14 protein-coding genes are annotated in these 18,918 nt (G+C 62.8%); 11 read left to right on the forward strand and 3 right to left on the reverse strand.

What is annotated here, in order from left to right:
- Positions 1-99: 99 nt before the first annotated feature.
- The 5 genes from XB14_RS33390 (at position 100) to XB14_RS27525 (ending at position 6,292) form a co-directional block, all read left to right on the forward strand.
- Positions 100-447: a hypothetical protein gene (locus tag XB14_RS33390; RefSeq protein ID WP_179119689.1), complete on the forward strand. Its 348-nt coding sequence runs from the start codon at positions 100-102 to the stop codon at positions 445-447.
- Positions 448-710: 263 nt separating this feature from the next.
- Positions 711-1,724 carry an MBL fold metallo-hydrolase gene (locus XB14_RS27510; protein WP_419178629.1) on the forward strand — a complete coding sequence of 338 codons (1,014 nt, stop codon included), beginning with the start codon at positions 711-713 and terminating at the stop codon, positions 1,722-1,724.
- A gap of 56 nt (positions 1,725-1,780) precedes the next feature.
- Complete coding sequence (locus XB14_RS27515; protein ID WP_077966532.1) at positions 1,781-2,086, forward strand: (2Fe-2S)-binding protein; 306 nt, start codon at positions 1,781-1,783, stop codon at positions 2,084-2,086.
- Positions 2,026-3,504, forward strand: coding sequence for an alpha/beta hydrolase (locus XB14_RS27520; RefSeq protein ID WP_234804154.1), 1,479 nt, complete (start codon positions 2,026-2,028; stop codon positions 3,502-3,504). The genes XB14_RS27515 and XB14_RS27520 overlap by 61 nt, the downstream gene beginning before the upstream one ends.
- A gap of 274 nt (positions 3,505-3,778) precedes the next feature.
- Positions 3,779-6,292 (forward strand): MASE1 domain-containing protein, encoded by a 2,514-nt coding sequence (locus XB14_RS27525; protein WP_077966534.1) that lies wholly within the window; start codon positions 3,779-3,781, stop codon positions 6,290-6,292.
- On the opposite strand, the gene XB14_RS27530 is transcribed toward XB14_RS27525, so the two are convergent.
- Together XB14_RS27530 and XB14_RS27535 are read right to left on the reverse strand one after the other, a co-directional pair.
- Positions 6,257-7,453, reverse strand: a complete 1,197-nt coding sequence (locus tag XB14_RS27530) for an MFS transporter (protein WP_077966536.1) — start codon at positions 7,451-7,453, stop codon at positions 6,257-6,259. The two genes, XB14_RS27525 and XB14_RS27530, sit on opposite strands and share 36 nt — an antisense overlap.
- A 323-nt stretch (positions 7,454-7,776) precedes the next feature.
- Complete coding sequence (locus XB14_RS27535) at positions 7,777-8,712, reverse strand: MBL fold metallo-hydrolase (protein ID WP_077966538.1); 936 nt, start codon at positions 8,710-8,712, stop codon at positions 7,777-7,779.
- A gap of 607 nt (positions 8,713-9,319) precedes the next feature.
- Between XB14_RS27535 and XB14_RS27540 the strand changes: the two genes are divergently transcribed.
- From XB14_RS27540 to XB14_RS27565, 6 genes are all read left to right on the forward strand, one after another.
- A complete protein-coding gene (locus XB14_RS27540) occupies positions 9,320-10,399 on the forward strand; it encodes an HlyD family secretion protein (protein WP_419178643.1) in 1,080 nt (359 codons plus the stop codon).
- On the forward strand, positions 10,396-12,012 hold the full coding sequence (locus XB14_RS27545) for an MFS transporter (protein WP_077966544.1): 1,617 nt from the start codon (positions 10,396-10,398) through the stop codon (positions 12,010-12,012). The genes XB14_RS27540 and XB14_RS27545 overlap by 4 nt, the downstream gene beginning before the upstream one ends.
- A gap of 280 nt (positions 12,013-12,292) precedes the next feature.
- The gene (locus tag XB14_RS27550) at positions 12,293-15,073 is read left to right on the forward strand and encodes an MASE1 domain-containing protein (protein WP_077966550.1); all 2,781 of its coding nucleotides are present in this window, start codon (positions 12,293-12,295) and stop codon (positions 15,071-15,073) included.
- Complete coding sequence (locus tag XB14_RS27555; protein ID WP_077966551.1) at positions 15,070-15,714, forward strand: response regulator transcription factor; 645 nt, start codon at positions 15,070-15,072, stop codon at positions 15,712-15,714. The genes XB14_RS27550 and XB14_RS27555 overlap by 4 nt, the downstream gene beginning before the upstream one ends.
- Positions 15,711-16,091, forward strand: a complete 381-nt coding sequence (locus XB14_RS27560) for a response regulator (protein ID WP_077966552.1) — start codon at positions 15,711-15,713, stop codon at positions 16,089-16,091. Before XB14_RS27555 ends, XB14_RS27560 begins: the two co-directional genes overlap by 4 nt.
- Positions 16,091-16,786: a response regulator transcription factor gene (locus tag XB14_RS27565; protein WP_077966553.1), complete on the forward strand. Its 696-nt coding sequence runs from the start codon at positions 16,091-16,093 to the stop codon at positions 16,784-16,786. Before XB14_RS27560 ends, XB14_RS27565 begins: the two co-directional genes overlap by 1 nt.
- Before the next feature lie 172 nt (positions 16,787-16,958).
- On the opposite strand, the gene XB14_RS27570 is transcribed toward XB14_RS27565, so the two are convergent.
- On the reverse strand, positions 16,959-17,795 hold the full coding sequence (locus XB14_RS27570; protein ID WP_077966554.1) for an alpha/beta fold hydrolase: 837 nt from the start codon (positions 17,793-17,795) through the stop codon (positions 16,959-16,961).
- Between the last annotated feature and the right edge of the window lie 1,123 nt (positions 17,796-18,918).

Here is an 18,918-nt window from a genome sequence, read left to right on the forward strand (position 1 = left end):
CGCCCTTGTTGCGCGATGTCAGCTGTTGCGTGACGTCAGCGGCGTGCCCGCCAACCGACGCCCCGATAATACGACCGGTCGGAACCGTTCGAGCTCGAGTTGGAGGAACTGTTCGACGAGGAGTTCGAGCTCGAATTGCTCGACGAATTCGAACTCGAGTTGGAGGAACTGTTCGATGACGAGTTCGAGCTCGAGTTGCTCGACGAGTTCGAACTCGAATTGGATGAGCTGTTGCCGGCGACAATGATGACGCCGTCACCAGCGCCCGTCGTCGCCTGCGATGACCGATTGACGTCGGGTGCTGCAACCGGATGTTCCCTGGCGTGTGCCGCGGTGCTGACGAGTGCGGCCATGCCTGCGACGAAGGCCGACTTGAGAGTCCAGTGTCTTGTCATGGTGTTACTCCTTTTCCCAGATTGGACCGACTGTCCCGGTCCGCGGGAGTAACGGGTGACCCACGGCTTTATTCCATGCCGCGCCGATCCCGATTACCGGAAGTCGCCGAACGCCTGCAAACAAGCAACAGTATCGCATTCGTCGCTCGGCGGCTTCCTACGACGTTTGAAGGGGCTTACCCACGCCCGCAACAGGGGCGTCCTAGACCTTCGCATCGGCTGACCGACGCTTCCGTTTAATGGCCGAGTGGGTCGATTCGGCGCAATCTCTTCAGCAGCCGCCGGGCAACCGTTCATGGAGGCACCGGCCGGTCCATGGGCCGGCGGCACAAACGGTCGAGACAGCCGCGGCAAATCAAGCAGGAGATCGACATGTCCCTGAACAAGATTGAACACCCCTCGGTTAAGCACTGCGCCGATGCGGTGGACGCGAGGTACACGCACGGTCGGCCGGAGCACGAGTTGGTTCCGTCGCGCTATGTGCTGAATGTAGGCACGATCGAAGTGACAGTCGTCAGCGACGGGGTGCTTTCGCTGCCCGGAGCGATGCTCGGTCACAACGCCGACCCGGCTGCCCGGGCCGCGTGGCTGGAGAACCGGTTCCTGCCAGCGGACGTGCTCGAGTGGGCGCTGAACGTGGTGGTGGTACGTAGCGGCGGGCAAACCATACTGGTCGACGCTGGGATCGGGGCGGAGTTCCCGGACTTGAAGCGAGCCGGGCGGTTGGTCCAGCGGTTGGCTGACGCTGAGATTGATCTCTCATCCGTGACCGATGTGGTGCTGACCCATCTGCACATGGACCACATTGGCGGGCTACTCATTGATGGGGTGAAGGAAGTGCTGCGTCCGGATCTGCGGATCCATGTGGCGGCCGCCGAGATCAAGTTCTGGGAGGAGCCGGACTTCTCCCACGTTTCCATGCCGCCGGGCTTCCCTGACGCGCTTCGGGAGTCGGCAAAGCGGTTCCTGAAGCAATATCGCAGCCAGCTGCGGCCATTCGAGGACGAATACGAGGTGGCGCCGGGTGTGCGCGTCCAACGCACCGGCGGCCATACCCCCGGGCACAGCGTTGTCCGCCTGGCCTCCGGCGGCGACCGCCTGATGTTCGCCGGTGATGCCGTGTTCCAGGTCGGGTTCGACCATCCTGATTGGTACAACGGCTTCGAACACGACCCGGAGGAGGCCGCCCGCGTCCGCGTCCGCCTTCTGCGGGAACTGGCGGCAAACCGCGAGTCGCTGCTGGCCACGCACCTGTCGTTTCCGTCCGTCTGCCACGTGGCCATCGAAGGCGACCGCTTTGTCTGGGTGCCGGGCCCTTGGGAGTACTGACGGTTCGTCATCAGCGCAGTGAGCCCGGATAAGATCGCCGTCGACAAGGAAGCGCCATGATCGTCTGTTCGTGCAATGTATTGAGCGATCGGGATGTTCGCTCCGCCATCGAGGCGGGGCGGCCGAGCTCGGTCAGCCAGGTCTATGGCTGCCTCGGTTGCCGCGCCAGGTGCGGTCGCTGCGCACAAGCCATCCGCCGCCTTGTCGACGAGACGCTTGCGAATGCCCGTGCGGCGTCCTGTAACGGCTGCACCCGGTCTTGCAATCTTGACCACCGTCCGTCCCATCTTGCGGAACCAAATTGTCACGTGGGCAGAGCGGCGCCAAGGCCATCCATTGGCTGCCCTCAGGCCGCAACGTGAGCGCATCCTCACTTTGCCGAAGGGGGAAAACCGAATGGCAAGTCAGCGATTGCCTGCTAAAGTGCCCGTGGTCGCAAAGTCACGCGCTATATGGGACAGGTCGGATAAGCTATCTTTATCGGGCAATCGCGGGGTTCTTCCTCCTCGTCTTCCTCGCTGGTTGCGTCGCCCAGCGCGAGGTTGCCGCGGATTCCGCGCTTGTGCCGGCGCCGTTGAATGGCACCCGGGCAGTTCTGTCCCACCAGAGTCCTGATGCCTTCGACCTGCTCTACGTTACCGACCGGGCGCCCGTAACCGCTTCGGACGGCGCGTTGTCCTACGGTGCCGAAAGATCCATGTTCCTGGGCTTCGGAAATGTATCGATCACGCCGACAGACAACCCTTCCGCTGGTAAAAATGAACTTCGTGTCGGTACGGTATCAGAGGTCGGGCGGTTCCCGGCGACACCCTACGGCGTCGTTGTGACGGAGACCGGGCTACGCCGCACGCCGGCGGCCGTCGCGGCTCACGCGCAGGCGGCCGCCTCGCTTCAGGCCGAAGTCGCTCGTCGTCTCGCGACGGCCAGTCGCAAGGAAGTCGTGGTGTTCATTCACGGCTACAACAATGGCTTTGACGATGCCGCGCGCGCCACAGCCGAGATTTGCAGGGCGCTGCAGAACCAGTTTGCCTGCATTGTCATGACATGGCCTGCCGGAGGCACAGGCGGCTCGTTCTTTGGCTACAACATTGACCGTGAGTCGAGCGAGTTTGCCGTTGCCGACTTCAAGAAGGCCATTCGCATCATCGCTGAAACCAGGGGGGTCGAGCGGCTTCACCTCTTGGCCCACAGCCGCGGAACGGATGTGCTCGCGAGCGTGGTTCAGCAACTCGCCATCGAAGCTTATGTCGTCCGGTCTTCGCTTTGGCAACGCTACAAGATCGCGAACGCGGTGTTTTTCGCTCCTGATATTGATCTTGATGTTGCTTCCTCCAAGTTGTTCGCATGGGTATCCGACCCGGACCTTGCCTTCGGCGGCAAATCAAGTCCAAGCGGGTTGCCGCCTCAAGGCGCCATGCATCTCACGATTTATTCATCCCCCGGAGACAAAGCTTTGAGCGCATCGACGCTGCTTTCCGGCAGCGTCTTGCGGCTGGGCCAGCTCGACGTCGACCGGCTTCCCAAGGTCAGACGCGAAGCGGCGTCCAGGTGGGGAGGATCTCACATGGGTAGACTGGTCGATTTCATCGAGGTCCCAGGGGGTGGCAGCTTCATCGGCCACAGCTACTTCTCCGACCCGGCTGTCAAGGTTGACCTGGTCGCACTCATCCGCGACAGAGCGAAAGCTGGCGATCTCCGTCGCCAGCTCGTCGAAGTCAAACGCCCTTTCTGGCGGCTATCGGATGTCCGGCAGGCCTCGCGGTCCTTGTCCCCCAATTGACCCATCGACGCGCGCCTTCACCAACCAGCTGGCGTTCTTCGAGCGAAGCATGCTTCAAGAGCCGCGCTCAGCGCCAAGGCGGGAACCCCGGACAACTGCACCCGGTCTAATTTCGGCGGGTCGTGCGCAGCAATGGTGCCGGCGCGGGTCGAGCCGCGCCAATTTGTGCTAAGCTGCGCCAAAGTGCACCCCGACGGCGAGCCGAGACAACGATGGTAGATGCCATACCAAGCGCTGCCAGCCTGAGACTGTCGTTGCTCGACAGGAGAAGCCAATGACGCGCGTCTTGTCGCATCACCCCCAGTTCTGGCACTTCGCGGCGTTCTTTGCCGCCTACGTTTTGGGATGTGGCTTCGCGCAGGCGCTCGCAATCGTACCTGGAACAGGTATTTCGATTTGGCCTCCGAGCGGGCTTTTCATGGCCACGCTTGTCTTCGCCCCCAGGCGTAGCTGGCCATGGTGGGTGCTGGGTGGCCTCCTGTCGGAGCTGTTCGCCAACGTCGTATGGTTCCACAATCCGTTGCCCGTCGCCATCCTGATCAATGCCGGCAACGCGCTTGAAGCCATGGTCGGCGCATGGCTCATAACCCGGATCTGCGGGCAGACGGTCCGACTGGAATCCTTGCAGGACGTGCTGGGGCTCGTCATACTTGGCGCCGGCGTTGCGCCGGTCGCAAGCGCGACGGTTGGAAGCGCGACACTTGCATGGTTCGGCGTGCAATCCTTCACCGCGGCTTGGCCACTATTTTGGCTTGGGGATGCCACCGGGGTTCTGATCGTCATGCCGCTTGCGCTGGTCGTGTTCCAGAACTGGCGCGTCGGGCCTCGTCTTCCCGACGCGCGCTGGATCGAGGCATGCGTCCTGGGGCTGATCTTTCTTGGCGTCTCCGCCCTTTCGCTGAGCGGTCACCTGGCTTCCGCCTACGTCGTCATGCCGCCGCTGCTCTGGGCTGCGGTGCGCTTTGAGTTCAGAGGCGCCGCCGTAGCCTTGGCCCTCCTCGCTCTGATCACGGTGGTATTCACCCTATCCGGCGCCAGCCAATTCGTCGGCGATCTGGAGACACAGCGGCAAGAGCAGGTGATGCTGCAACTGTTTCTGGTCATCTCGGCATTCTCCGTGCTCATCGTGGCCGCCATCTCGAGGCAGCATCAGCAGGCGTTGCTCGCCTTGGGCCAGCGTGAACGACAGCTTCATCAGATGATCGACACGCTTCCGGTCCGGATCTGGAGCGCAACGGCCACGGGTGAATCGTTGTATTTCAACAAGCGATACCAGGACCAGTTCCGGGCCATACCGAATTTCGAACCTGCCCAGGCCAAACGCATCGAGCGATTGGTGCAGGAGCTTGCCTACCCGGACGACGCTCCTGGACTTCTGAAGGCTTTGCGGCACAGTTTCGAAACCGGCGATCCATCGGTTTTGCGATTTCGCTGGCGCGAGAGGGAAGATGACTATCGTTGGGCGGAGTGCCGGGTGGAGCCCCGGCATGACGAAGATGGAACGATTGCCGAATGGTATGGCGTTTCCATCGACATCGATGACGAGATGCGCGCGCAGCAGGCCCTGCGCGATCGGGAGCGCGAGTTGTCGACACTCGTCGACATGATCCCCAGCCATCTCTGGCGCGTGACCCCGGAAGGCGAGACGACGCTCGCCAACAAACACATGGCGGATTTTTTTGGCTTGGATATGGAGGACAAGCAACGGCTGGATGACGTGTTCAGCACGATGTTTCATCCGGATGAAGCGGACGAGGTGTGGGATGTCTTCGAACGCTGCCTGCGCACGGGCGAACCATTTTCCATGAACTACCGAATGCGTCGGTACGATGGCGTCTATCGCTGGATGTCCGGTCGTGCGGTGCCAATGCGGGATGAGGATGGACGTATCGTGCAATGGTTCGGCCTTTGCCACGACATCGATGATCAGGTCCATGCGGAAGAGGGGCTGCGCCGGGCGTCCGACAAGCTTGCGCGCGCAACGCAGGCAGCGAGCCTGGCTGAGCTTTCCGCATCCATCGCGCACGAAGTGAACCAGCCGCTGGCTGCTATCGTTGCGAACTCACAGGCCTGCCACCGCTGGCTTTCGGCCGAACCTCCAAACGTCGAGCGCGCAAAGATCACGACCGAGCGCATTACCCGCGACGCCAATTCAGCCTCCGACGTCGTAAGGCACATCCGGGCTCTCTTCAGTCAGACGGAGCACGTGAGGTTGCCTGATGATATCAACCGGCTGATCAATGAAGTCTGCCGCTTGATGGCCGACGAGACCGCGGCGAAAGGCACGCGCATTAAGGTGAAGCTCGAGCCTGACCTGCCGCCCGTCGTCCTCGACAGAATCCAGGTGCAGCAGGTGCTCGTGAACCTGATACGGAACGGGATCGAGGCAATGGACACCGTTACGCACGCCCCGAAGGAGCTTCAGATTCGCTCGTTCCGCGACGGTCCCGGCGCCATCCGCATCGAGGTTCGCGATGCCGGAATGGGTTTTGCTGATACCGAGCGCGCGTTCGAGCCGTTCTTCACGACCAAGCGGAATGGGATGGGCATGGGACTTGCGATCTGCCGTTCGATTGTCGAGTCACATGGCGGACGCCTCTGGACTGCCAACAACGAGACACGGGGGGCGGCCGTGGCCTTCACGCTTCCATTGGCTATTGCCGAAGCAGCGCAAGCGCATGATGCCGACGGCCCTGACGGTTCCCGAGCGGAAGTGCGGCTCTCGGCAGTGCAGGGGGCCGAATCGGCCGGTTCACGCCAGGGCGTCGTCGGCGCGCGCGATTTGTAGCCTTCCTTGAAGCCCGCGAATGACAGAGATGGCAAGCCCCCAGGCTGCGACCGTGAGCAAGATGCACACCGCGGCGAGCGCCCCGTATCCTGCCACATCGATCACGGCGCCGCCGACGATCGGACCGGCGGCAAAGCCGATCAGAAAGGCCGATCCCGCCGCGGCCGCCCAACGTCCGTTTCGGTCGAGCGCCGCGGCAATGCCGAACAGGTATGGGATCGAGAAATAGTACACGGCGCCCGACCCGACGAGGGCTGCGACATAGGCGATCGGATGGCGGGAGAGGCATAGCGTTAGCAAGACGAGAATGAAGGCGACGCAGAAGCCCGTGATGGGGATTGTCCGTCCCCAGCGAATGTTGAGCGTCGTGGCGGCGCCCGCGCCGATGAGGCCTACCAGCGTCATGATCGTCAGGGCATAGCCGACCGCACTTGCGTCGAGCCCCGCCCGTTCGCCAAGCGGCGCGCTAAACGCGTAGATCGCGGCGGATGCGGTGAGGTAGAGGACAATTGCCGCGAAGGTCATGACGCCGAGCAGCGGAGGGGCGTCAGCCATTGCCGCTGCAGCTCTATCGCAGCCCTCGGTGCGGACACGCGGAAGCAACATCAGCAGGGGGGCAAGTGCGAGCGTCAGACCTGCAGCCAGCGAGAGGATGCCGCGATGCCCGAAGGCGACGGTGAGTTCGCCGGCGATCGGGAACAGCGCAACACTGCCCAATGCCCAGACGATCTGGAAGTAGCCGTAAAGCCTGTCCGGATTGCGGAAATGGGCAGCGACGATGGAAAGTGACACTGCGTAAAGTACGCCTTCGCCGACGCCGGCCAGGCAGCGCAGAAAAACGAGCGATGTCCACGATGTACTGAAGATCGATGCGCCTTGGGCAAAAAGTGCCAGCCCCACGGCAAGGAAGCCGGTCCGCCTATAGCCAAGCCGGGGCAGGATGGGCGCGACCATGATCGCCGTGACAGCGAGCATGAGGAACTCGAAGGAAACGACAAAGCCGGCGTCGCGCTCGGAAAGCGACAGCCCGTCCATGATGCCGCCTATCATGAATGGCGACAGTTGCAGAACGAGCCCGCCGATGACCTGAGCCGCAATCGCACCGATCGCGAGAGACGCGCCATTGCGCGACGTTGCAGGATCGTGCGGGGCTTCGCCCATAGCCTGACGCTCCTTGTCGACCACCCTGTCGCGTCAGGCATCCATGAATTGAGACCTGCCAGCATTGTCGGTTTGATGGGTTCTGCGGTTCCTTTTGCGCACAAGCAGCTTGTTTCTTGCCCCAGGGCGTTGCCCAGATCGCAGTTCTGCAAGACCGATGGCACACCGTGATCTTATCACCGCATTGTTCGGCGAGTCGACCGCATCAAAGCTGGAGACCTCGCGCGGCTTTCGCTGCAGTGCCATTGCAGGGGACGCCATAGTCTTGTTGCCCCCCGGTCCGGCCGGGCCGGGGGCTTTCGAAGACGTGAACCGTAATGCGTTCAGTAGTCCCACCAGGCCGGCACCCAGCGAAAGAGGTCGCCGGCGACCGCCACACGGCCGACGGAAGGGAACGGCATGTGCGTCGATACCAGCCACGCTCCGGTATCTGCCAGTTCCCGCATCAGGCGGAGCCGAACGCGGGTTGCCTCCTCGGGATCGTGCTCGAAGCCGTTGTGCCACTCGGGGTGGTCGAACGACACCGGGAAAATCGCGTCGCCGCCGAACATCAGACGTTCGCCGCCTGACGTGATCCGGACGACGCTGTGTCCGGGGGTGTGGCCGCCCGTGCGTGCGACAACCACACCTGGCGCGACCTCCTGTTCCGTTTCGAAGGTGTGCAGCTGGCTGCGGTACTCCTTCAGGAAACGCGTGGAGGCGTTACGAGCCACTTCCGCGAGTGCCGGCGGCATGCCGGTGCGGGAGAAGTCGGGCGCCTCCCAGAACTTGGCCTCTGCGGCGGACACATGGATCCGCAGGTCTGGACGCAGCCGTTCCTTCACCCCGTCGACAAGCAGCCCGCCAACGTGGTCGAAGTGCATGTGGGTCAGCACCACGTCGGTCACGGATCCGAGGTCCACGCCGGCGGCGGCCAGTCGATGGCCGAATTGCCCGGCCCGCGGGAAATCCGGGACTTCACCGCCTATGCCGCTATCGATCAGGATGGTTTGGCTGCCACTTTGCACCACGACTGCATTCAGCGCCCAATCGAACGCATCGTGCGCCAGGAACATGTCGTCCAGCCACGCCGTCCGGACGGCCGGATCGGCATTCGTGGCCATCGACTCGGCCGGCGGGGTCAGTACCCCGTCACTGATCACCAGGACGTCGATCTCGCCGACCCGCACTGCGTAGCGCGAAGGCACCAGTTCGTCTGGCCTCGGCTGCCCGGCGCGCGAGGTGTTGGCAAAGCTTGTCATCGTCTGTTCCTGTCCCATGCCTGCCGCTCCTTTGATCGTGATGTCTGTCGGTTCCGCTGCGCCTCCCGTGGATCGGCTCCCGCCTCCATGGTTGACAGCCAGCGTTCACAAAGAAGAGTGCGTCGCCGCGGCCTCCACCGCCATTGAACGGAGGCGTCGGCCGGGCACTCCCCGATGGCTAGGCCAGACTGGTCGCGGGCATAGGTGCGCGCGCGAGATCTCCGGAGGCGACGTATCCGTAAAGGAGCAGGATCCGCCGGCGAATGCGCGGCAGCCCGGCACCCCGTTGCATCGAAGCGGGAGCCCTCCATGTTTCCCCGCCAGGCCGAAACGCCGATGTCTTCCCTCAATGGCCGACCTCATTCACTGGGCGTGGAAACCCTATGCGACGGTGTAATGGCGGATCGGCGAGGCCGAGCCTAGAGTCGGGCGCAGATCGCAAGCAATCGGGTGATGGCCGTGACAGCGGCAACAAGCCGGGTCAAGTGGACATGTCGATCTTGCGCCTTAACCGCGAGACAATATTCGAGGCCACATGGCAACCGACCGGAAATCCAAGCCGAACATTCCTTCCGCTGATGGCGGAACAGCGCCGCTTGGCCGGCAAGCCAGGGGAGCTGAGACGATAGACCCCCTGCAGGACAAGATTGTTGTCGCCGCCACCCCGGCTGCGAAGCCGAAGAGGGCGAAGAAGATCGCCGGCCTGCTTTTGTGCCTCGCCGCGGTGGTCACCGCAACCGGCGGATGGGTCTGGGCCCGGTCGGGCGATGCGGTGTCGACCGACAATGCCTATGTGCGCGGCGATGTCACCGGACTTGCGCCGAAGATTTCCGGCTATGTGACGCACGTTGAGGTTCGCGACAACCAGGCGGTTGAGGCGGGCGACGTGCTGCTGCGGATCGACGATCGGGATTATCGTGCGCGGCTCGCCCAGGCGGTGGCCAATGTCGAGGCGGCTGATGCCCGTCTTGCCAATGTCGATGCGGAGGTGCTGCTGCAGGGCAGCCTCATCCGGCAAGCCGAGGCTCAGCGTCTGGCGGCGATCGCTGAACTGGACCTTGCGAACAAGGCGTCCGAGCGGCAACGCCGCCTCATCCGCAGCAATACCGTGAGCCAGGCCAATGTCGACGAGAGCGATTCCGTGCGGGCGCGCGCCGAGGCGAGCCTTTCTGCGGCTTCCGCAACCGTTGAGGCGCAACAGCAGCGCACAGCCGTGCTCGCCGCCCAGCGTGAGGCGGCGGCCGCCGCCGTGGCACAAGCCGAAGCCGCCCGCGATCTCGCCGAAATCGACCTCGAAAGCACCGTTGTTCGTGCGCCGGTCGGGGGCGTCGTCGGCAACCGGCAGGTTCGCGTCGGCCGGTTCGTTGCGCCCGGTGTTTCGCTGCTCGACATCGTTCCCGTCCATGACGTCTGGCTGGTGGCGAACTTCAAGGAAACCCAGCTTCAACACATCCGGCAGGGCCAGCGCGTCCGCGTCACCGTCGACGGGTATCCGGACGAGGTGCTGGATGGCGTGGTCGACAGTTTTGCGCCCGGCAGCGGAGCCGCCTTCAGCCTGCTTCCTGCCGACAATGCGACCGGCAACTTCGTTCGTGTTGTTCAGCGCGTTCCCGTCAAGATTCACTTTACCGGCAATCCGCTGCCCGGCCGCCTCGTGCCCGGGCTTTCTGCCCGAGTCGAAGTCGATCTCGGAAGCAGGCCATGACCGTCGCGCTTGCCGGTGTGCCGCACCGCGATCGTTCGACGGCAGGACCGCTCCTTGTCGGCGGCATCGTCCTGGCGGCGCTGACCGAGGCGATCGCCAGCACAATCCTCGCGCTCGGGCGCGCCGACATGATCGGCGACACCTATGCGACGCCCGATGAGTTCGCCTGGCTGGATATCGGCTATACCGGGCTCAAGTTGATCGGGTTCATGGCGGCAGCCGGGTTGATGCAACGGTTTAGCCCGCGCGGCCTGATACTTGGCGCGACGGTCGTTATGGGTGCGGCCTGTGCCATCGCCACCGTTACGACACGCCTGGACCTGCTGATTGCGCTTCGGCTCGTGCAGGGCTTTTCCGGCGGCGTCCTGCTCGTGACAGGTCAGGCGGCGATCTTCCTCGCCTATCCGGCGTCCCGCCAGCCGTTCCTGCAATGCCTGTTCGCCATCGGTTCCGTCGTCGCGCCAGCGACGATCGCGCCCGCGCTGGAGGGCTGGCTGCTCGACAATCATTCCTGGACATGGATCTTCTTCTGCGTCGTTCCCGTCGCACTGGCGGCGGTGGGGCTCCTGATCGCCGCGGACGGCCCGATACCCGCAAGAACCGCACACCGTCCCTTCGACTGGATCGGCTTCGCTCTGCTCGCCGTCACTCTTTTCTGCCTCACCTATGTCTTCAGCCAAGGCAGCCGATGGGACTGGTTCGAGGAGCCGCACGTCCTGTGGCTGGCGGTGACCGCCGCTGCCTCTTTGCTGGCGTTTTTCGGTCGCCAGGTGCTGGCAGGCGGCGGGGGCCTCATCGATGTCACCCTGTTCGCATCGGCGGATTTTTCCTTCGCCTTCATCGTGAGTTTCGTGGCCGGCGCCGCGCTCTTCGGCAGCGCCTTCCTGATCCCATCCTTCGCCGTTTCCGTGCTCGCCCTGACACCGACCGAAGCCGGCCAGCTCCTGCTGCCGAGCAGCGCGCTGTTCGTCACGGCGCTGCTCATGACTGCATTTCTGGTACGGGTCTGCGGCTTCCAGCCCTTCGCCACCGTGCCTTTCGGCATCCTGATGATCATGGCAGCGATGTGGATGCTGTCGGGCTCGAGCGGCGAGAGCGGCCCGCAGGACATGATGACGGCGACCCTGTTGCGCGGGGCAGGCCTCGGCTTCCTGTTTCTTTCGATTACCCTGATCGCCTTCGGCAGGCTCGACGAGCGGAACCTCGCCGCCGGGATCGGTCTCTTCAACAGCGGCCGCCAGCTTGGCGGGCTCATGGGGGTCGCAGGGCTCCAGACACTGATCGACCACGCGATGGTGTCAAACACCGCAGTCCTTGGAGCGGGCATCACGGCAGGAACGCCGGCCGTCGTCGAGCGGCTGGCAGCCACGACGGCCATGTTCATGGCGAAGGGCCTGGACGCTGCCGCCGCCAGCCGGGCGGCGACAAGTCTTCTCGGCCGAACCGTGACCGGCCAGTCGACGGTCATTGCCTTCGACACGGCCTTCGCCGCCGTTGCCCTTCTTTTCCTTGTTGCCGCGCCCATCCTGGTGGCGATCAAGATCGGTCTTGCCAAACGCGCCTACAGGGGCGCTGCGAAAGGCGGTTCACAGTGCGGTCAAATCCGAACATGAAATGGCGAAGGGGCCGTCGTCACGGATCATCTCAACCTGGTCGCGTGCGGTTGACCATGCGTTTGGGTGTTCCTCTCGTTTCCGGCGCGCTCGCGCGCGAGCGCCTTGTCGGCGATTGAGCAACCTTCACGAGGCCGCGTCTCATGGATTTCCATAGGATGCGGCGATGAAATGCCGTTGCTAAGGTATGGCAATGGTCACCAGCCCGGAGATCGATGGTGATGATGCAGGACTAGGCGCCAACAATCACAGGCTGTCGACGTCCCGGTAGGAGAAAACCATGCGCGTTTGGTCGGATCGCCCCGAACTCCTCCACCTGGCGATCTTTTTTGCCGCTTACGTCCTGGGCTGCGGTTTCGCCCAGGCGCTGGCAATCATACCTGAAACGGGGATCTCGATCTGGCTTCCAAGCGGGCTTTTCATAGCGACGCTTGCCCTGGCCTCCAGGCGCAGTTGGCCACAATGGGTCGTGGCCGGTCTCCTCGCGGAACTGGTCGGCAACGTCTTGTGGTTCCACAATCCGCTCCCTGTCGCCCTGTTGATCTTTGCCGGCAATGCTCTCGAGGCAGTGGTCGGCGCATGGCTCGTCACCCGTTTCGGCCGGCCGGTCCGGCTGGACTCCTTGCCCGAAGTGCTCGCACTGATGGTGTTGGGCGCCGGGATCGCGCCGATTGTCGGTGCAACGGTTGCCAGCGCGACGCTTGCGTGGTTCGACATGCAATCCTTTTCAGCGGCTTGGCCCCTGTTTTGGCTCGGAAACGCCTCCGGGGTCTTGATCGCTGCGCCGCTTGCGCTCGCCCTGTTCCAGGATTGGCGAAGCGGAACCGCTCTTTCGGAACCCCGTTGGCTGGAGGCCGCCGCCATAGGGCTGATTTTGTTGGGTGCCGCGGTGCTGTCCCTCAGCGCTTATCTGCCCTTTGCCTACCTGATCATGCCACCGCTCCTGTGGGCAGCAGTCCGGTTCGAATTCAGGGGCGCAGCGGTCAGCCTCGCTCTGATCGCCATCATTGCCGCTGTGTTCACGATATCCGGCGACAGCCAGTTTGCCGGCGAGCCGGGATCCCAGACGCTCAAGCAGATCATGCTCCATCTCTTTCTGGCAGTCTCCGCGATCTCGGCCGTCATTGTCGCTGCTATATCCCGACAACACCAGGCGGCGTTGTTCGCATTGAGCGAACGCGAACGGGAGCTCTCGCAGCTTGTAGACCTGCTTCCCGCCTACATCAGGCGTCTGACGCCTGAAGGAAGACCTTTCTTCTTCAACAAGAGACTGACCGACTACATCGGCGCCAGCCTGGAGGAGATAAACGCCATCGATGGGGATCGCCTCGAACCGGCCGTGAAGGATTATGTCCACCCGGATGAGGCCGGGGACGTCGAGGCGGCGATCCGCAGCGCCGTCGCCACAGGCCAGGCCTACTCCTTGAAGTATCGCATGCGCGGCATAGACGGGGTGTACCGGTGGATTGAGACGCGCGCCGAGCCGCTGCGCAATCAGGATGGAACGATCGCGCAGTGGTACTCGGTGTCGATCGACATCGATGAGCAGGTGCGCCTTTACCGCGAGCTCGAGGAGCGGGAAGGCAAGATCCGACGATTGATCGATTCCGATATTATCGGGATCGTATTCTGGGATCTGGACGGGCGGATTCTCGAGGCCAACGATGCGTTTCTCAGAATGGTCCAGTACGAGCGGGAGGATCTGCGGGCAGGACTTCGCTGGTTTGATATGTCCCCGCCGGAATGGCAGGAAAAGCACGCCCGCTACGAGGCTGAGGAACTGATGGCGACGGGCAAGATGCAGGCGCGCGAGAAGGAGTTCTTCAGGAAGGACGGCAGCCGGGTGCCTGTGCTGATCGGAGCTGCCTGCTTCGAGGGGCAGTCCACGCAGGGGGTAGCCTACATTCTCGACCTGACCGCGCGAAGACAGGCGGAAGCTGCGCTCAGCGAGAGGGAGCGCTTCCTGTGGCAAGTCGTCGAGACGCTGCCGGTGATGGTCGATTGCGCAGCACCCGATGGAGAGCCCATTTATCGCAACCAGCAACTCCGGGAATTTTTGGGATACGACCTCGAGGCATTGGACGGAACCGGAAAGTCCCGGTTGGCCGGCACGCTCGACGCCGGTGTTCATCCCGACGATCTCGAGGGCGTCAAGACGAACTATGCCCATTCGCTGGCGACCGGCGAACCCTATGCGCGCAGACATCGTTTGCGGCGTTTCGACGGTGAATATCGCTGGGTGGAAACGCGCGCCGCCCCCATGTACGACCCGAAGGGGGAGACGGTGCAGTGGAACGTCATCTGTCTCGACATCGACGGGGAGGTCCAGACGCAGGAAAAACTGCGTCTGGCGCAGGAGCGCCTGTCGCGTGCGAGCCAGGCGGCAAGCCTTGCGGAACTTTCGGCTTCGATTGCGCACGAAGTGAACCAGCCCTTGGCCGCGATCGTCGCCAATTCGCATGCATGTCATCGCTGGCTGATGGATAGTCCTCCGAACCTCGCGCGTGCGAAAGTCACGGCTGAGCGCATCATCCGCGACGCAAACTCGGCCGCCGATGTCGTGAGCCGCATCCGGGCGCTGTTCAAGCGCTCGACAGCGACGAGAAGCCCCACGGAACTGGGCAGTGTCGTGGCCGAGGGACTGGGTCTCATGGCCGACGAAGTGGTGCGGCTCCGCGTTCGCATCGATACGGACATCGAGAGCGATCTCCCCCTCGTCTCGATCGACAGGGTTCAGATCCTGCAGGTGCTCGTCAACCTGATGCGCAATGGCATCGAGGCGATGGATGTCACGAAGGGGGCCGGGGTGCTTGGCCTGCGCGTGCGGCTGATGGGAGATACGATCCAGACCGAGATCAGTGATCGTGGCCCGGGCATCGCGTTTCCCGAGAAGATATTCGAGCCGTTCTTCACAACCAAGGAGCATGGCATGGGCATGGGGCTGGCCGTATGCCGTTCAATCGTCGAAGCACATGATGGACGGCTGTGGGCGGAGAGGAACGAACCGCATGGCGCGACGTTTATCTTCACCCTGCCTGCAGAAGCGAAGGCCGCGAAATGACAGAAGATCATATCGTCTTCATCGTCGACGACGATCACCGAATTTGCGAGGCGCTGAGCGAGTTGCTTTCCTCGCACGGCATACGCGCCAAAGTGTTTGAATCGGCGGGCGACTACATCGGCTTCGAGAAGCCGGACGTGCCCGCCTGCCTGATCCTTGATGTCGAACTGCCGGATATCAACGGGCTCGATCTCCAGCGGCAGATTGCCGAAGGAGACCATCCGCCGATCGTTTTCATAACGGGCCATGGCGACATTCCGTCAACTGTGAGGGCAATCAAGCGCGGCGCCGTGGACTTCCTGACCAAGCCTTTCAGCGATGCGCACCTCATGGCCGCTATTCAGACCGCACTGGAGCAGGACCGGAAGTCGAGAGCGGATCGCGCCGACCTCAACGCGGTCAGACGGCGATACCTCGAACTGACGCAACGTGAACGTGAGGTGCTGCCTCTGGTCGTGAGCGGCCTGCTCAACAAGCAGGCTGCCGCCGAGCTGGGGATCAGCGAAGTTACAGTCGAAATTCACAGAAGAAACGTGATGCAGAAAATGGCAGCCGCGTCGTTCGCTGATCTCGTGCGGTTGGCAGAGCGACTGGAAATACCGATCACCCATTCGCGCAGGACGGGAGGGAGCGGATCGTGAGCAAGAAAAGCCCCGTGGTGGCCGTTGTCGACGACGATCCGCGGCTGCTTGAGTCGCTGGAGGATCTTCTGGAATCGGCTGGACATGTAGTGCGCAGTTTTCCCTCGGCGGAAGCGCTGCTGGTCAACGGCCTGTCAGATCTCGACGTCCTCATCACCGACATCGGCATGCCTGGGCTAAGTGGCCTTGAACTTCGTGATCTGGTCGAGAAGGATCGCCCGGACCTCCCAGTCATTCTGATCACCGGCCGGCATGAGATCGCGGATCGACTCCGCGCCGGCGGTGTCAGCAGGCTTTTCTGCAAACCTTTCGACGGACCGGCGCTTCTTGAAGCCATCGGCAGCGCTTTGCCGGATGTAGAAACAGGAGAACGATGATGAAAGCCGAACAGCCGCTCATGCGAACGCCAATGCCCTTGTCGCCGCAATGGGGAAGTGAACTGGAACTCCCTCTCGTCACCATCGTCGATGACGACGCCTCTGTTCGCGAGGCGCTTGCCGAACTGATCCTGTCAGCGGGCCTGCGACCGGTCTGCTTCGCCTCGATCCGTGAACTGCTCGATGCCGACGTCCTGGACCGTCCGGGCTGCCTGATCCTCGACGTGCGCATGCCGGGAGCGAGCGGTCTCGATCTGCAGCATCACCTGGCTCGAACCGGCAACCCCAAGCCGATCATCTTCCTCACCGGGCATGGCGATATTCCGATGTCTGTTCAGGCCATGAAGGCTGGCGCCGTCGATTTTCTCACTAAGCCGGCGCGTGATCAGACGTTGCTCGACGCTGTCGCCGCGGGCATTGCGATCGACGCTGAGCAATGCGCGAAGGCTGCGGTGGTCAAGCGTAACGTCGAGTTGTTTTCTGCGTTGACGCAGCGGGAGCGTCAGGTCCTGCGCGAAGTCGCGCGCGGGCGTTTCAACAAGCAGATCGCCTACGACCTCGGCATCAGCGAAGTTACGGTCAAGCTGCATCGCGGCAATGCCATGCGCAAGATGGAGGTGGCCTCGATCGGCGAGTTGATCCGCTCATGGGAAACGCTGCCCGTCACTGTTCGCGAGGGTGGAGCGACCCAGTAGGCGAGGCAGGGCAGCAAGAACGGCCGCCGCTTCAAATATCGGTTGAGGCACTCCTTCACGGCTCTTTCGCGACGCTTGCGACCAGCTTCTCCCTCCTCATGGTCCATTTCATCGAGGATGATCGCCGGGCGAGGGGCACGACCGGCGATCGGGCTCGGGGAACGGCGTGAGCCTAGGACCTGATGAAGGCAAGCAGGTCAGGATTGAGCGTTTCGGCATGCGTGGTGCACATGCCATGCGGAAGTTTCTCGTAGATCTTGAGTGTTGCGTTCGTGAGAATCTTTGCAGCGAGGAGTGCAGAATCGGCGATCGGAACGATCTGATCGTCGTCGCCGTGCATCACGAGCGTCGGCACGCTGATCGCCTTCAGGTCTTCGCTGAAGTCGGTCTCTGAGAAGGCTTTGATGCCGTCGTACTGTGCCTTGGCGCTGCCCATCATGCCCTGCCGCCACCAGTTGTGAACGACGGCTGAGATCGGCTTTGTGTCCGGGCGATTGAAACCGTAGAAGGGGCCGCTTGCGAAATCGAGATAGAATTGCGCCCGATTGGCGGCAAGCGCCTTGCGCAACCCGTCGAAAACTTCGATCGGCAGTCCGCCGGGATTGGCCGGTGTCTTGACCATGATCGGAGGTACGGCGCCGATCAGCACGAGCTTGGCTGCACGGCCCTGCGGCTGCCCGTACCGCGCAACATAGCGGGCGGCTTCGCCGCCGCCGGTGGAATGGCCGACATGGACCGTATTTCGCAGGTCGAGATGCTCGATCACGGCGGCGACATCGGCTGCGTAGTGATCCATATCGTGGCCCTCGCTCACCTGCGCCGAACGGCCATGGCCGCGTCGGTCGTGGGCGATCACACGGTAGCCCTTGTCGAGAAAATAGAGCATCTGCGTATCCCAATCGTCACCGCTCAGGGGCCATCCATGGTGAAAGACGATCGGTTGGGCATTTTTGGAACCCCAGTCCTTGTAGTAGATTTCCGTACCGTCCTTGGTGGTTACGATGGTCATAGTCGTGGCTCCTTTGAGAGGGGATGATCATGCTCTACGGCTGCCGGCGGAGTTCTGCCTCTGGCAGACCGCCGCAGCCAGGGTGCCCAGCAAGTCGTCGCGGTGCGCCCGGGAGGATGCCCTTCATCGTTTCGTTTATTGGCGTTCACGCGGGCGGCTTCGGCGCTGCCCGACGTCGCGGCATGCATCATGGTGCCTTTCTCCGCAGGTCCCGCTGAGCATGCAGTTCACAATGCGGCGGAATCGCCTGCTAGACTATCGAACCGAGGTGTGCGTCGGGCGATGCGATGGTTTAGGGCAAATGCGCCGACCGATAGGGGAGACTGCGAGGACACTGGGCAAGATTGCGACAGCAAGCCACGCGGCCCACTCTCACGGGCCGATCTGAGGATGCCGAGTAACATCGCGCATCGCTGACCGGAGCAGAAACGATCCGGGCTGAAGCAAGCTGGAATAATCGCGAGGCATGTTGCGTCCGCCCAATCGGGGGCCGGCGCAATCCTGGAGGTGTAACCATCTGAAGCTTATCGAAGTGGGCGCAAAGCCGCCCGCAAGGCAAGCCTGTGATGCGCCTGCAAAGGAGGAGATGTCTGGCCGCCAACCCGGATTTCACCCGATCAGGGGCATGCGACAGACTTGCTTTGCTGTGCTAGCGGATTCGCAAAGGCGGGCAGACGTTCATCTGCAGCTCGTGCCAGGTGGCATAGCGACCGAGCAACGTGATCAAGCGCCGCTCTTCCGCCTCCCCGACGCCGGTTCGCCTGCAGTACTCCGATATCTCCAACACGGGTCGCGCGTCGGGCTGGGAAGATAGTCTGGCTTCATGTGATGACATCGCGAGGACCCCGTCTGCATCGCCGTGCGCAGGACACAAGCGCCACGATGTTAAGGATTGAGATCGCGAGCGAAACTGTATGGAGGTCTATTGCGAGCAATACGGGGAGACGATCGACGTCCCTGCGGCCGAACGCGTCGGTGCGGCTCCCGGATCAGATTTCGCTCGAACTCGGCAAGCGTGCGACCGTTCGGCACTCGACGGTTGCGACGTGTGCTGCCGTGCTCAGCATATTCTCAGCCTCTGGATTGCCAATTGATCCTGGATGTCGAGGGCCGATCCTCCAGG

It is taken from the genome of Ensifer adhaerens (genome assembly GCF_002007205.1).
GTDB classification, from domain to species: domain Bacteria; phylum Pseudomonadota; class Alphaproteobacteria; order Rhizobiales; family Rhizobiaceae; genus Ensifer; species Ensifer adhaerens_D.

Bases quoted from the DNA above. Each gene is read 5' to 3' on its own strand.
- XB14_RS27515 (WP_077966532.1), top strand. From the start codon at position 1,781: ATGATCGTCTGTTCGTGCAATGTATTGAGCGATCGGGATGTTCGCTCC.
- XB14_RS27535 (WP_077966538.1), bottom strand. From the start codon at position 8,712: ATGGGACAGGAACAGACGATGACAAGCTTTGCCAACACCTCGCGCGCC.
- XB14_RS27555 (WP_077966551.1), top strand. From the start codon at position 15,070: ATGACAGAAGATCATATCGTCTTCATCGTCGACGACGATCACCGAATT.
- XB14_RS27550 (WP_077966550.1), top strand. From the start codon at position 12,293: ATGCGCGTTTGGTCGGATCGCCCCGAACTCCTCCACCTGGCGATCTTT.
- XB14_RS27525 (WP_077966534.1), top strand. From the start codon at position 3,779: ATGACGCGCGTCTTGTCGCATCACCCCCAGTTCTGGCACTTCGCGGCG.
- XB14_RS27565 (WP_077966553.1), top strand. From the start codon at position 16,091: ATGAAAGCCGAACAGCCGCTCATGCGAACGCCAATGCCCTTGTCGCCG.
- XB14_RS27510 (WP_419178629.1), top strand. From the start codon at position 711: ATGGGCCGGCGGCACAAACGGTCGAGACAGCCGCGGCAAATCAAGCAG.
- XB14_RS27530 (WP_077966536.1), bottom strand. From the start codon at position 7,453: ATGGGCGAAGCCCCGCACGATCCTGCAACGTCGCGCAATGGCGCGTCT.
- XB14_RS27570 (WP_077966554.1), bottom strand. From the start codon at position 17,795: ATGACCATCGTAACCACCAAGGACGGTACGGAAATCTACTACAAGGAC.
- XB14_RS27545 (WP_077966544.1), top strand. From the start codon at position 10,396: ATGACCGTCGCGCTTGCCGGTGTGCCGCACCGCGATCGTTCGACGGCA.